The following is a 14326-nucleotide window of genomic DNA, read 5'->3' as shown; positions in this document are numbered from 1 at the left end:
CCTATCTAGCCAAAATCAAAGAAACCAAGTTAAATGGATTCTTACTATCAATACCCGTTTCAATTACAATTGCTATTTTGTGTTTCTGGTATTCCTTATGCTCAAATACTGTAGTAAGTTCCAACTTATCCCCCCATGTCTCATTGAAGTTTGCATCTAGTGTGGCACCAATTACACCATCCACTAAAACAGTAGCTATCGGTGCATTTTTTGATACGTATTTACGATACTGAACAGCAACACCACTACACTCAACTTCAAACTCAATTGCACTTTTTTCACCATTTGAAAGCCATCCATTCTTAAAGCAATCTGTTATATCATGTTGGTCACTTTCATCCACTACAAATCCATTGCACTTTGCTTCATAATTTCTATTATCTATTCTGATGGCATTTTCGTATGTATTAGCCGTGATTGGGCGAGGAATTGTTCCCTTTTCAAAGGCTGGCTGTTCTCCAATCAATACCTCCTGTAAAGTCCTATCTAGAAAGAATTTAATCACAGATGACACAAGCTCATGCCCCATATCGTTTGGGTGCAAATCATCAGGAGTAATATCTCTGGCTAAAATTTTTCCATCTCTCACAGCCGGATAAATTGCACTTTGCATACTGATAAGAGGAAGCTCATAATAGCGAGCCACCTTTGAATGTTGAAGTTGCGCATTTGCTCCCGTATCATAAAACACATTGCTTATTAGCACTACAGCCGGGGCACTCTCGCTCAGATAAATATGTCTCACAAGCCCTTCGTAGGTTTCTAGAAAATGTTCATTGCTATCATCATTTACAGAAAACTCAACAAATACTAAATCCGGTTTGGCCTGAAGCAAGTCTGACTCCACTCTGGCTGCTGCAAAATGAGAAGTTGTTCCTCCAATTCCTGCATTTACATATTTAAAGTTGGTTTCCTTAAAGTTCTCCTTCCACCACTCAAAAACTTTCCAGGCATAGCAGTTACTGCCCGAAGTTGCTAACGATCCTTGTGTAATGGAACCTCCAATAAATCCAACGGTAATATCCTGCTTAGCATTTGCTTTTTTCATTACCTGCTTTAGTCTGAACAGATTCCCTCTATTACTTATACTATCTTTGTAATTAACAAATTCTTTCATAATTATTCGCCTCTTCTAAAGCCAGAAATTCCTAATCCTTTAATAAACTCTACAAGTTCATCAGACATTCTTTCTGCTTCCTGTATCCTTATATGTCCTGGCGTACCCGCGCCATTATTTTCAAAAAGGAAATGATGTACCTTATCATCCGCAATTTCCTTGCAGATTTCATCTATAGAAATATCCCAGTTTTTATGATGCTCCAAAATAGTTGTGCACAAAACTATATGAGCATTGGGATAAATTGTTTTCAGTGTTAATACGTATTTACGATAATGTTCTCTCCAGTTTTTAGCCTGCTGGCACTGATAATCTTTAGCCATATAATCAACAGGATGATTATCATTTTGTCCTATAGCTACTATGACTACATCCGGTGTATATTTACTGAAATCCCATTTAATTTCCTCGCCAAAGGCTGGATTATAACGCACTTTATTGTATACAGATTCCATTCCTATATAGTCAGGTTCATTAAACCAACCAGTATTATCTAAAAGAGCTATCCCACCTTGAGCAATATCATGAAGCTGTGCATTCAGTTTTCTAGCTGTAAGCCACGCATACGAATAGTAACTATTTGAAAGCTCTCCTTGATGCCACTGAGGATCAGGCTTTCCAACATAATCTGTAGCTTCTGAAACCTCTCCTGCAGATACGCTATCTCCATAAACCTCCAGCTTTAACTGTGGCTTACTAGGAAGCTTAATTAATGTAGCAGCATCATCTGCTTCAAATCCATAAAATCCCAGCTCATGACAACTATCTTGCCTTTTGAAGATCATTACTTCATGCTCAGCCAAATCTTGCATATTAACAAGCTCTATTTCTTGTTTTCCATCCACATTTAAAAGCTTAACTTTAGACTGTTTGCCATCGACAATAATGCCTAAATAGTTATCCCAATATAGATGTTTGTTATCAACAATTGCTTTTAAATAACAGCCTTTAAACTTTACCTTTACATAAGAACAAGGGAAGGTAAATATTGATTTATCAGCCTCATAATCAATCCTTCCACTATATTCCAAGAATTCATTATCAAACTTAATAAACATATCTCTTACCTTCCCTTGTATATCATTAAATTATCTTCTTCCGATTTCTGTATCTTCTTCAGTTACAACGCTGTGATCCTTGATGTAGTCGATAATCTCATCGAGATTTGTAAATGCAAGGCCTACATAGCTATCTGCTGCTCCGTAATAAAGAGCAATCTTTCCTGTAACTGAATCGTGGATTGTTGCACATGGGAAACATACATTAGGAACAAACCCACGCTCCTCATACCACTGCTCTGGTGTAAGTAAGAAATTCTCACAGCGGTACTTAACAATTGATGGATTATCAATATCAAGTATTGCACCACCGATTGAATAAACAAAACCATTGCATGTACCTGAAACGCCATGATAGAAAAGAAGCCATCCCTCTGATGTCTCGATTGGAGCAGCACCACCGCCAATTTTTACTGACTCCCACCATTCTGAGCCTTTCCCCATTACATGTCTGTGCTTGCCCCAGTAAACCATATCAGGACTCTCGCTAAGGAAAATATCTCCAAATGGTGTATGTCCACTATCCGATGGTCGTGAAAGCATCACATAATTTCCGTTAATCTTTCTTGGGAATAAAACTGCATTTCTATTAAATGGAATGAATGGATTTTCAAGACGTACAAACTTCTTGAAATCAGTTGTCTTAGCTACACCGATTGATGCACCGTAAAAATCCTGGCACCAAATGATGTAATATGCATCCTCAACCTTTACAAGTCGTGGGTCATAAGCATACTTTGGCATAAATGGCTTTCCATCCTCATCCTCAAATGGAATCTTCTCTGGATCGAAGTCCCAGTGAATTGCATCCTTGCTGTGGCCTAAATAGATATAAGGAATTCCGTTTGTCTGCTCACCTCTGAATACTCCGATGAACTCATCGCCGTAAGGCATAACTGCACTATTAAAAATTCTTGCAACACCTTCAATTGGATTTCTATCGATGATAGGATTCTCATCATATCTCCAGATTGGTGCTCCTTTAAGCCCTTGTGGCTTATCCTGCCAAGGTACATTCTTTACTTCAGGGCTAATCATTGTATACTTTCCCATTATTCTCTCCTTTAGTTATTATTTAAAAACTCTAAGTTCTTTTTTATTAATTCGCATCTTTGAGCTACGCACTCTACAGACCTCTCAGGGTCCTTTGGAGTGTTGAATACATAATCAAGAATCTTATCAATTGTTGTTGTAGCTACATGCATTCTTGTGTCACTTGATGCATAATAAATGAAAAGCTCATTTTTTTCGTTAACGATGGCACCGTTTGTAAATACTACATTTGAAACATCACCAACTCGCTCTTCGCCTCTTGGCCCAATCAAAAGCCCCGATGGCTCAGCGATTACCTTGCTAGGGTCTTTTAAATCTGTCGCAAAAGCATAGATTACATAACGAAGCCCCGCTGCAGTATTTCTTACACCATGAGCAATGTGAAGCCAGCATTTATCCGTTTTAATAGGTGTAGCACCCGCACCATTTTTTGCCTCTGTGATAGTGTGATACTTTCTGATGCTTGTCATCTTTTCTTCGTCGATAACAGCGTGTGTAATGTCATCGCAAAGACCAAAACCAATACCACTTCCACTTCCTGTATCAATAAAATCATCCATTGGACGTGTATAGAAAGCATATTTTCCATCTACAAACTCAGGGTGAAGAACAACATTTCTCTGCTGTGGACTTCTAAGAGTTGTAAGATTATCAAGTCTCTCCCAAGTCTTTAAATCCTTAGTGCGGACAATACCTGCTGCTGCAACAGCTGCTGATAAATCATTTACAGATGTATCCTTGCTTTCAGAGCAGAATACTCCATATATATAACCATCCTCATGCTGTGTCAGACGCATATCATACACATTAGTTTCCTCTGGACATACATCATCAAGAAGAATTGGATAATCCCAGAACTTAAATCCATCAATTCCGTTATCACTTTCTGCAACTCCAAAGAATGACTTCCTATCATTGCCCTCTATACGAGCTATAAGGTAATACTTTCCATTTAGGTAAATTGCCCCAGAATTCATCACGGCATTAATTCCGAGACGTTCCATAAAATATGGATTTGTTTCTGGGTTAAGATCATATCTCCAAGTGAGTGGAATATGTTCTCTTGTTAATACCGGATATACGTAGCGATCATAAATACCGTTATAAAAATCTGATTTAACGTTTTTTCTATTTAGAAATTCTTCCTGTTTTTCCTTTTCAACATAGTATCTTTCGTGTAACATTAGAAATCTCCTACTTATAAACTTTTTGCCCTATCCATAATCTCAAAGCACATTCTGCCGTTATGATATGGACATTTCCATGGTTCCACTATTGGTCTGTCTGCGAATGGCTTTCCATCAGCATCTACTTCCCAGTACCACTCAGAACCAGATCTTTTATCAATTACATTTTCTTTAATGAAATTCCATTCTGCCTTGGCGGCTTCCAAGAATTTAATATCACCAGTCTTTTGCCATGCATTAATAAAACCTACTACAGCCTCTGCCTGAACCCACCAGATACGATGTTCATTAACTACACCTTTTTCACATTCATTTGCAAATGAATGTCCATTGAACGCCACCTCGTAAGTTTTGTATGCAAGAGCTTTAGTAATATTAGAAATGCGCTCTGTAAGCTTATTATCACCAACAATTTCAAGTGCCCTATCCACAAGCCATGCTGTTTCTATATCGTGTCCAAAAGAATGTAAATCTAGAATCGAATTGTACTTTTTATCAAAGAACACTTCCTGACGCTTAAGCTTTGGATTATAGATATGCTTTTCAATAATCTCCATTATCCTGTTAATGCACTTAAGAACCTCATTGTCTTTTGATACTTTGTACAACTGTGTGTATCCTTCCAACACATGCAGCAAAGTATTCATAGTCTTTTCTGCCATTACTCCATTTTCAGATAGCTTTTCATTAGACTCTGGCTTGAAATCGATTGTAAATGCCTCCAAATATCCATATTCATCGGTACATTTATCCTCGATTATTCTAAAAAGTTCCAAAGCCTTATCAAGAGCCACTGTTTCTTTTGTAGCCTCGTAATAAGCACATAATGCGTAAATAGCAAATGCCTGGTTGTAAGTATGCTTTGTGGTGTCTAGAGGATTCCCTTTATAATCTAATGACCAGAACACACCTCCATTTTCCCCGTCAAAGCATTTTTCTGTCATAAATTTATATCCATGCTTCGCACAATCTAATAGCTTTTTGCCTTTTAAGTGTATATATGCATTGGCAAAAAACCAGGTGATTCTACTATTTAAAATGCAGCCCTTTTCGGCCTCCTTATTAAGCTCTAAATCATAGCTTAAATACCCATAAAATCCTCCGTTATCATCGTCTTTTAGACCTTCCCAAAAAGGGATAATATCCTCAATCAAATCTTTTTTAATTTCTTCAACAAACATTTCCTACCCCTTTACCGCTCCAGCTGTAATTCCACTGTAAATCTGCTTTTGGAATATGATAAATACAATCAATGCTGGAAGAAGCGAAATCAAAACGCCTGCACAAATTAGATTGTATTGACTTCCCATTGGGCCAACGAATGTATAAAGTGAAGTTGCAATAGTATGTAAATCCTTATCCTGAAGATAAAGGTTTGCAGCATAGTATTCGTTGTATACCCCCACCCCCTTAAGGATGCACGATGTTACAATTGCCGGCTTTAGCAGTGGCAACATAATCTTCCAATAAATAGTCCAATATGATGCTCCATCGATGATAGCCGATTCATCAAGAGAAACCGGTATGTTTTCCATAAACTGTATAAAAATGTATATTGAAATTACATCCGTTCCACACATCATTATGATGTAGCCATACAAATGATTTATTAATCCGAGGGAAGACATAATATTGTATACAGTTACCTGCATGGCTACACCGGGGAGTAATGAAGCAAACAAAAACAGATTTCTTATAAGTGTATTACCTGGAAACTTAAATCTATTAAGTACATAAGCAAGCTGAGTTCCGACGATAATCGATACTATGAGAACGCATACCATAACGATCAGGGAATTAATAAAAGCTCTGCCCATGTTTGCTGTTGTATATGCTTTTATAAAGTTATCAAAGTTCAGCCAACTTTTTGGTAAAGTCATTACGCTTGTGTTCTGATACTCTTCTGAGGTTTTGAAAGCAGTAATGATGCAGGATATAACCGGTATTACTGCAACAAAACCAAAGAATAACAGGGAGAAATATTTAAGAACAATTATTATCGCTGACTTTAAATTTAAATGATTTCTTTTCATATTTTTCCACCTCTTATTTGTCCACATTTCTAAAAACATATTTAAAGAATAGCTTTTGAAGAATAGTAACTCCGAAAATAAGCATTAGTAGCACCACTGCCATTGCGCTGGCTAACCCAACCTTCTGGCTAGTGTGGGCAATTTCATTCATTACTACAAAATATGTTCCTGTACCATTTGCACCGCCTGTAATTACATAAGGTGGCTCAAATGCTGAAAGTGATCCTGAAATAGAAAGAATAATATTCAAAGTAACAATCGTCTTGATGCTAGGCAAAATAATATGCTTAAATTGTTGGAATCTATTAGCACCATCTAATTGAGCAGCCTCATATAGTTCAGCGTCAACTGACATTATTGCTCCTATGAAAAGAACCATATTCTGACCAAAATATCTCCATACTGATGTTGCAACCAAAGACCAGTTATTAACAGCCTGATCTTTCAGCCAGTATGGTAGACTTTCAATATTTATACCAAGTGTCTGAAGCAATGTATCAAACACGAATCCTCTAGTGTAGAAAAACTTAAAAATAAAACCAATTGCAATACCACTGATTAAGTAAGGGAAAAACATAAGTCCCTTAAATAGATTTCCAGCTTTAACCTTGAAACTTAAAACTGTCGCCAAATAAAGAGATAATACTAACTGAATAAGTGCTCCGATGCAGTAATACACACTGAGCTTTAATGCTCCAAAGCAATCCTTTCTGCTAAATACATCCAAATAATTTCTCCACCCTACAAACACTCTCTTATCTACAGGGGTGGAATATTTCATTTTATAAAAACTAAATTTCACCATCTGCCCAAACGGAAGATATGTGAATAAAAAAAGTAAAAATAGAGGAATCACAGTGAACCCAACACAGATTAAAAGCTGTTGCCCCTTTCTACTCTTTATCCATTTTTTAGAATTGCCAAGCGCGGTCGCCATAAAAATTCCTCCTAATAAACTCCTTTTATAGGGAGAGCCACGTTTCGGCCCTCCCGAAAAATTTCATATTAATAGTCTATGCTTGCTCCACAAACCTCCTGAGCTTCTGACCATCTTTCATTCCAATCTTTCATGATTTCATCAAATGTCATATCTCCGATAGATGCATGCTCTATAATCTCCTGAATCTTAGTGTCTCCACCATTATTTACATTTAGCTCTGATTCAGCGTTAAGCTCGTTGAGCAAGTCTTCTTCACCCTCTACCGCTGGTGCATCATTAAGGAATTCAACTCCATCAAATGAAAGCTGTGTTTCTGTATTTTTCTTTGCAATAGGAAGTCCAGTCTCGTTATATGAATATCCAGATTCCTCAGCCATCCACTTAACAAAAATGATTGCTGCCTGCTGTTCATCTGTAGGCGCATTTACATTTATTCCAAAGCAATAATCTGCACTTGCTACAGCATACTGCTTTCCATCTACAGTGATAGGGAATGCCATGTATCCAATATCATCTACATTTGGTCCAGCTCCTTTAATCTGTGGTACTGCCCATGAACCAAGAACCATGCATGCAATTTCACCATTATTCATCATACCTTTGCAACCTTCCCAATCGGTGGTTGTATAATCATCCTCTGTTAATCCTTCGGCAACTGCATCATAAAGAATCTTGTAAACCGCATATGGATGAGTCGAATCGCCTGTATCCTTAAATGGATTTGCTGTGTGAAGCATCTTCTGATTTCTATATGTAGAATCACCTGTAGCACTTATGCCTGTGTACATATCCCACACACCCATTGTCCATCCTGCTGCATAGTTTGTGTACAGCGGAATTGCATCTGTATTTTCCTTAATAATCTTAAGATCGGCTAAAAATTCTTCTGGAGTTGTTGGAAGCTCTGTTATACCGGCCTCCTCAAATACCTTCTTGTTATAGACGATTCCCTGAGCTGTTGCTGTGAAAGGAACACCGTAAACTTCTTGGTCATACATTCTTTCCTCAGCATAATTGATTTGCTGGCTCATTGTGTCAAAATCTCCATATGACAAGAAATATGTGCTATAGTCTGACTTATCAATATGTGGGATACCCATAATGGTTTCATAATCACCTGACTGAAGATGTGTCAGAGAGTCCTCTGCATAATTTGTATCTGTAGTGATTTCCACCTTAATATTTGGATAAAGCTTATTGAATTCTGCAAGGTATTCCTTCCATGTTACCCCGCCATATTCGTCAGAATCCAAATCTGTTCTGTTATTGAACATCGTGATTGTTGCGTCAAGATCGGTAAAGTCTTCTCCCAAAACAATATCTGCATATTGTTTTAAATCTCCACCTGTCTGACTGCTTCCATCACCTCCCTTTGACGAAGAGCAGCCCGTTGCTGTAGCAAGCATTGCACCTGCTAATAAAACCGCCAATACTTTCTTCTTTCTCACTTTCCATTACCTCCTAAATAGTTCGGTCATTTCTGTTAACTTTTTGTTAACTTAATTTAATTATATTGACTCAGATAAATTAATCATCTATTATTATTGCATTAAATCATTTATTATTGTTTTTAGGACTATTTTTGATAAATATGACAATTATAACCAGAAATAATTAGTAATTTATGCTAATATTAATCCGAATTAAGAATATTTTAACTTAGCAATTAATCATTTTTAGTTTATATCAGTTAATTTTTAGCTAATAATGATGTCTTTTCGAGGGATGTTTAAGGAAAAAGCAGGATTCTTGCTGGCAATATCATTGTTAAGTCAGCAAGAACTCCTATTTAGATAAGGAGAAGCGTTAAGAATGAATAACTATTTCAGTACAGAAGAGGTGGATTTTCTTCATAATCATATTGATTTAATAAGACCTGCTATGATTGATGGTAAGCTTCCATCATGTATTCACATGGAAAATTTTAGAAAAAACCCAAAGAATAAATTAGATGACACTCTTCCTTATATCTGTTTTGGAGGGGCTGTCTATTATGATAGAAATATAGAATATATTATCAACACCGGAGATTACTATATCTGTGCATATGTAGCTTCTGGAAAGCTTGAATTCGGAAATGACTTACAAACCATTCAATGTCCAGAAAAGACTGCTCTTTTAGCATACAAAAACAATAGCTATAAACTAAAAACTATCAGCAGAGAGCTCTCTCTTTATCTATATTTTATTAGCGGTTCCGCGGTAGACAGCTACTGTAAGGAAATCATTAGTCAACAAGGCAATGAATACTTTTATTATAATAAATTTGAACTACATTCATTTATTGTCAACAGCTTAGAAAAGCTAAACTACTTTCTTAGAACCACAGAAAGAAGCAATTTGTATATGGAATCTATTATGTTTCAATACGTTTTTGTAAGATTGCTCACAACCAGTCAACCCAATGATCCTTTTTCTAATAACATTCCTTTGCACATTGCAAAGCTTAAAAGAATATTGGATACAAGGTATTATGAAAATCACACACTAGATTCACTGCAGGAAGAGCTAAAAATCAGTAAATATCGACTTTGTCGCGAATTCTCAATTTATTATGAGACTTCGCCATTAAAATATTTAAATAAGGTAAGGATAGATAAAGCAAAGGAATTTCTATTGGAAACCGATGAAACCATCGTATCTATAGGATGTGAAGTGGGAATCGAGAACACCACTCATTTTATAAATCTATTTAAACGCCAAACTGGCGATACTCCATTAAAGTATCGCCAGTCTCATTTAGGAACAGGTTCCAGCGAGAACATTCTATTCCCTACACTAGAAACCTTTAGCTAATTATCTAAATACTAACGTTTAGGATTAACACTTGCTCTTACTATAAGTTTGCCCTCAACAATATTTATACCCTTTTTATATGGCTTTCCTTCCAGCTTTTTAATAAGCAAATCCAGGCACATACGAACCATTTCATCCATATCAACTTCGTAAGTAGTAAGCTCTACATCGCAGAGACCTGGGAACAGAAAATTATCATAACCAACTACTGAAAAATCCTCAGGTACTTTATACCCTTCATTTTCCAGTCTCTTAATCATTGTGCTGGCTGCCAAATCACAGTTACAAACAAAAGCTGTGGGAAGAATTTTTGGAAGAGTGATTTCATCCGAGGAATACATAAATCCACTTTCCTCACTTCTATCATCTATAATCCAATTCTTTTCAATATCCCTTCCATGCTCCATAAGGGATTTGGCATAACCTAAATATCTATCAGTTATGGAGCTTGTAGCCATAACATTACCAAAAAAACCAATCTCAGTATGTCCCATTTCAAAGAGATAATTTGTCAGATAATAGGCTCCATAAAAGCTATCTGAAATAACAGAATCCACATTTAGTCTGGCATCACTGGAATCTAGATATACACATAAAGCCTGTGGCACCTGCTTATTTATATTATGAATATATTCCTTGGAGAATTTACCTATAAAGATAAATCCATCAGCTTTATTTTCATCTATAACCATTGGAATTTTGCAGTCTCTTTCTGCATCAAAGCTGACCACTTCCATAAGTGACAAACATCCCAATGAAGCGGTGCTTGCAGCTATTTTTTGGTAAAGCCTAAGATAGAAGGAGTCATATTTATCCAAATAACGCTCATGTACTATAACTGCAATATTAAAGCTTTTAGAAGACTGTTCCTGCTTTTTATTTGCAGAAGGCTGCTTATAGCCCAACTCATCTGCCAGCTCCACAATTTTCTCTCGCATTTCCTCACTGACACCCTTCTGCCCCGATAATGCCTTAGAAACTGTAACAGCACTTACACCTAATTCCTTAGCAATATCTGCTAGCTTTACGCTTTTTGCCATCTCTCTACTCCTATCCTATTAAAGATAATCTATTATAGTTTAGAAAAAGTATAACATTTAATTAGCTAATTTTAAATCAAATATATCATAATTTAACTAATTTTAATTTAATTTCAACAAATTAATTACTCTTTACCCCCTCTGCGTCAAATAATTTTACATATTCAACAAGTACTGATAACGAAACCTTTGCTATACCAATCTTTTGATCAGCAGCTCCGTATCCCATTATAAGAGTGTCATCCACTACTACAGCCCCTGTGGTAAAAATACATGGACATGGGAATTTATCAGGAAGCTCCCAATCCTGTTTTGCATAGATTAATCTATCAGACATTCTATGAATGATTTTAGGGAAGTCATCCTCCTGTTCTTGAAGAATCATGAATGATTGTGTGTACCCATAGTCTGGCAATTGCTTGCCATGGTATGATACTAACCATTTTCCTTCTCCAAGGTCTATAGGTGGAAAGCTTGCGCCTACTCGTTCCGATTCCCAGTCAAATTTGCTTGTTGCAAGAAGTACATTTGTTGCCTTTCCAGTAGCAAAATCCTCAAATGTCTCTGCTGCTGCAAGCATAATGGAAGGAGTCGTCACATCAGTAACGCCTTCAAACTTGCTTGGATTGTCTGGTCGATGGAGCATTAAAAGCTGCATTTTTCCATTGATTTTAAATCTTTTAGGAAAGAAAAAAACATCTCTATTGTCACTTAAGGCACCATCTGTCAGAGGACAAACATAGGTAAAAGCTTTCTCATAATCCCCAGCCTTTAATCTATCTACATTGAGCTCGAACAAAACAGTTACTGTATCATTTCTTCTTGCGCATACTTCAACAGCAGTTTCATCCTCAAAAACCCAATCAGGCAGATTGTCTCTTCTGGCATCCTTTTCCCAATATGGTCCGGGTGGGAAAAGTCGAGACGCTACCGTTAGATAAGTTTTACCTTCTACTGTAAAAATTCTAGGATCCTCAACGCAACCATTGGCGAAATTTATAACCTTTTCTCCTATCGTATTTACGATAAACATTTTCTCTTTATCATATTCAAGTGCAGGGGCAAGAGCAGGTCTGCTGAAATCTGCTTGAAAGCTATCTCCTAAGTCGGTACTTTGGGCATATCCTAAAAAAATAGGATATGGGTCAGAAACCCCCTTAAGGTTCTTCTTTGGCCAAGGTCCCGTAGCTCGAAAAAGCATGTGAATAGTCTTTCCATCATCATCCAAAAATAACGCAGGATTAAGCACCATTGTGTCCGCCCAGTCACATCCCTTTTTAGGTTCAATGACTGGTTCAGACGAAAATTCAATTTTTAGTTTTTCCATGTGATTGATTTAAGAAAAGTATAGAAGATAAAGATATTATTTATGCTTTGTGCTATCTCTATAAATAGGTGTTGATTGTAATCTTACTAATTCAAATTGCTCAGCCGGAAATTTGATACGCTTAACAATTTGCTCAGCGGCACGATTCCCCAGTTGAGTTCTATTGCCCTCAACAGTAGTAAGGGTTGGATAAAAATATGTCGATTCCTTCAGATTATCAAACCCTGCGACAGCAATATCCTGTGGCACTTGATAGCCACCAGTTTTTATGCTAATCATAAACTGCATAGCATATCTATCGTTGCAACAAACCATGGCAGTAGGCTTTATATCCATAGCCTTAAACAGCTTATAAAAATAATTCTCATCTGTATATGTGCCTGCAATGTTTTCTCCCATGGCACATAGCTTTTCATCATATTGGATGTTGTTATCTCTGAGAGCATCCTTATATCCCATAAATCTCTCGTAATAGCTTTTACAGGTGTAAATATCCCCCAAAAATCCAATACGTTTATGACCGTCTTTTATCAAACGGGTGGTAATCTCATATACAGAGTGGTAATTATCTATAAGAAGTGTATCTGAAAATAGATTGTTAATATCTACATCCCAGAAAGTATCAATAAACACTGTTGGTATTTTTAACTGCATCAACCTCTTAGCAAATGCCTTTGTACAAACACCAATAAAAACTATTCCAGCAACATAGCTTGAAGATAGATTATCTGGAATACGAAGATTTTTGTCATCCTCTTCCTCTAAAAAGCACAAGGTCATATTGTAATTCAGACTCTTAAGCCGCTTGTCTAAAGCCACTATAAATGAATTCCAATAGCTATCAACAAGAGCATTTCCAATGCATACCAAAGCAATATTTTGTTTATAAATGCCACCTTTTTCGTCTAAAACTATAAGCTTGTTGTATCCCATTTCAATAGCCGTATCGCGGATTTTCTTCCTAAGCTCCTCTGATACTCCAATTTCGTTATTCAAAGCCTTTGACACTGTGTTTCTAGATACCCCAAGAGCATCTGCTATTCTACTTTGAGTTACAGCTTTCTTCGCCATAATACTATCCTTTCACCCTTCTAATACTATCCTTTTCTCCTTTTCATTGATTTAAAGACGTCTTTAAAAGGAATTATACAAACGATTTTTTATTTCAACAATAAATACAAGAGGCAAATGCATAGTTTTTGTCACTTTTTACTTTACATTTGCACCCTTACATTTGCATTTTAGCATAGCATATTAGATTTGCTCAAGGTTATAGATTCAAAAAGGGACAGATCACAGTTTGTCATGATTGCCAATCAGAACAATCATGTTATCAGCGCCGACTTCTTTTTGAAGTTCATATATAGTTTTTAGGACCTTGAAACTATTGTTACCAATATCAATATAATCTCCTAAGAGTATCAATTTATCTTTGCCGGCTTTTACAGATTCCAAATTGTTCAATTGTTTTTTCTTCTAATAAAAGGCTCATACATCCCATGAATATCACTCATTGCATAAATAGCCATTCCGCGAGATATAAATAAAACCACTCATTCTCTTCATTAATCCAAAACATTCTATCTGTGTCATCTCGCCATTCGTCAAATGGTGCTATCTCCTGTGCCAAATCAAACACTTTGTTGAACAATAGCATATCATCCTCAATTACTTCGAACGATTCAGATGGTCTGATGAATAAACTTCTCTTTTCTTTCACATACTCATTAACAAATTCAATTACTTGCTTTGCATTCATAAATTTTCCTTTCTGC

At 36.5% G+C, this 14326-nt stretch carries 14 protein-coding genes; 1 reads left to right on the top strand and 13 read right to left on the bottom strand.

Annotated elements, in window-relative coordinates; translation table 11 throughout:
• Position 1: 1 nt before the first annotated feature.
• From T498_RS0105340 to T498_RS0105305, 8 genes are all read right to left on the bottom strand, one after another.
• Positions 2–1117, bottom strand: coding sequence for an SGNH/GDSL hydrolase family protein (locus T498_RS0105340; protein WP_028235022.1), 1116 nt, complete (start codon positions 1115–1117; stop codon positions 2–4).
• Between the two features lie 2 nt (positions 1118–1119).
• A complete protein-coding gene (locus T498_RS14970; protein WP_036977877.1) occupies positions 1120–2175 on the bottom strand; it encodes a GDSL-type esterase/lipase family protein in 1056 nt (351 codons plus the stop codon).
• Positions 2176–2205: 30 nt separating this feature from the next.
• Positions 2206–3228 (bottom strand): glycoside hydrolase family 130 protein, encoded by a 1023-nt coding sequence (locus tag T498_RS0105330; RefSeq protein WP_028235021.1) that lies wholly within the window; start codon positions 3226–3228, stop codon positions 2206–2208.
• Between the two features lie 11 nt (positions 3229–3239).
• Positions 3240–4412 (bottom strand): glycoside hydrolase family 130 protein, encoded by a 1173-nt coding sequence (locus T498_RS0105325; RefSeq protein WP_028235020.1) that lies wholly within the window; start codon positions 4410–4412, stop codon positions 3240–3242.
• Positions 4413–4426: 14 nt separating this feature from the next.
• Positions 4427–5596 (bottom strand): AGE family epimerase/isomerase, encoded by a 1170-nt coding sequence (locus T498_RS0105320; RefSeq protein WP_028235019.1) that lies wholly within the window; start codon positions 5594–5596, stop codon positions 4427–4429.
• 3 nt (positions 5597–5599) lie between these two features.
• Complete coding sequence (locus tag T498_RS0105315) at positions 5600–6448, bottom strand: carbohydrate ABC transporter permease (RefSeq protein ID WP_028235018.1); 849 nt, start codon at positions 6446–6448, stop codon at positions 5600–5602.
• 13 nt (positions 6449–6461) lie between these two features.
• Positions 6462–7385 (bottom strand): carbohydrate ABC transporter permease, encoded by a 924-nt coding sequence (locus T498_RS14965; RefSeq protein ID WP_051524612.1) that lies wholly within the window; start codon positions 7383–7385, stop codon positions 6462–6464.
• Positions 7386–7453: 68 nt separating this feature from the next.
• Positions 7454–8836: an ABC transporter substrate-binding protein gene (locus T498_RS0105305; protein WP_028235017.1), complete on the bottom strand. Its 1383-nt coding sequence runs from the start codon at positions 8834–8836 to the stop codon at positions 7454–7456.
• 364 nt (positions 8837–9200) lie between these two features.
• On the opposite strand from T498_RS0105305, the gene T498_RS16160 reads away from it, so the two are divergent.
• Positions 9201–10184, top strand: a complete 984-nt coding sequence (locus T498_RS16160; RefSeq protein WP_051524611.1) for a helix-turn-helix domain-containing protein — start codon at positions 9201–9203, stop codon at positions 10182–10184.
• An 11-nt stretch (positions 10185–10195) separates the two neighbouring features.
• Here the strand turns inward: T498_RS16160 and T498_RS0105295 are convergent, their stop codons facing one another.
• The 5 genes from T498_RS0105295 to T498_RS0105275 form a co-directional block, all read right to left on the bottom strand.
• Positions 10196–11224: a LacI family DNA-binding transcriptional regulator gene (locus tag T498_RS0105295; RefSeq protein ID WP_028235016.1), complete on the bottom strand. Its 1029-nt coding sequence runs from the start codon at positions 11222–11224 to the stop codon at positions 10196–10198.
• Between the two features lie 121 nt (positions 11225–11345).
• Positions 11346–12551 (bottom strand): hypothetical protein, encoded by a 1206-nt coding sequence (locus T498_RS0105290; RefSeq protein WP_036977876.1) that lies wholly within the window; start codon positions 12549–12551, stop codon positions 11346–11348.
• A 36-nt stretch (positions 12552–12587) separates the two neighbouring features.
• On the bottom strand, positions 12588–13622 hold the full coding sequence (locus tag T498_RS0105285) for a LacI family DNA-binding transcriptional regulator (protein WP_028235014.1): 1035 nt from the start codon (positions 13620–13622) through the stop codon (positions 12588–12590).
• Between the two features lie 222 nt (positions 13623–13844).
• Positions 13845–14015 carry a metallophosphoesterase gene (locus T498_RS16695; protein ID WP_155951021.1) on the bottom strand — a complete coding sequence of 57 codons (171 nt, stop codon included), beginning with the start codon at positions 14013–14015 and terminating at the stop codon, positions 13845–13847.
• A gap of 46 nt (positions 14016–14061) precedes the next feature.
• Positions 14062–14310 carry a hypothetical protein gene (locus T498_RS0105275; RefSeq protein WP_028235013.1) on the bottom strand — a complete coding sequence of 83 codons (249 nt, stop codon included), beginning with the start codon at positions 14308–14310 and terminating at the stop codon, positions 14062–14064.
• Positions 14311–14326 lie beyond the last annotated feature (16 nt).

The sequence above is a fragment of the Pseudobutyrivibrio sp. MD2005 genome, assembly GCF_000621865.1.
GTDB lineage: Bacteria > Bacillota > Clostridia > Lachnospirales > Lachnospiraceae > Pseudobutyrivibrio.
This window is presented reverse-complemented; position numbering and strand designations above follow the sequence as displayed.

Coding starts and splice junctions, on each gene's coding strand:
- T498_RS16160 (WP_051524611.1), top strand. CDS start 9,201: ATGAATAACTATTTCAGTACAGAAGAGGTGGATTTTCTTCATAATCAT.
- T498_RS0105325 (WP_028235020.1), bottom strand. CDS start 4,412: ATGTTACACGAAAGATACTATGTTGAAAAGGAAAAACAGGAAGAATTT.
- T498_RS0105315 (WP_028235018.1), bottom strand. CDS start 6,448: ATGAAAAGAAATCATTTAAATTTAAAGTCAGCGATAATAATTGTTCTT.
- T498_RS0105320 (WP_028235019.1), bottom strand. CDS start 5,596: ATGTTTGTTGAAGAAATTAAAAAAGATTTGATTGAGGATATTATCCCT.
- T498_RS0105285 (WP_028235014.1), bottom strand. CDS start 13,622: ATGGCGAAGAAAGCTGTAACTCAAAGTAGAATAGCAGATGCTCTTGGG.
- T498_RS0105330 (WP_028235021.1), bottom strand. CDS start 3,228: ATGGGAAAGTATACAATGATTAGCCCTGAAGTAAAGAATGTACCTTGG.
- T498_RS0105275 (WP_028235013.1), bottom strand. CDS start 14,310: ATGAATGCAAAGCAAGTAATTGAATTTGTTAATGAGTATGTGAAAGAA.
- T498_RS0105290 (WP_036977876.1), bottom strand. CDS start 12,551: ATGGAAAAACTAAAAATTGAATTTTCGTCTGAACCAGTCATTGAACCT.
- T498_RS0105295 (WP_028235016.1), bottom strand. CDS start 11,224: ATGGCAAAAAGCGTAAAGCTAGCAGATATTGCTAAGGAATTAGGTGTA.
- T498_RS14965 (WP_051524612.1), bottom strand. CDS start 7,385: ATGGCGACCGCGCTTGGCAATTCTAAAAAATGGATAAAGAGTAGAAAG.
- T498_RS14970 (WP_036977877.1), bottom strand. CDS start 2,175: ATGTTTATTAAGTTTGATAATGAATTCTTGGAATATAGTGGAAGGATT.
- T498_RS0105340 (WP_028235022.1), bottom strand. CDS start 1,117: ATGAAAGAATTTGTTAATTACAAAGATAGTATAAGTAATAGAGGGAAT.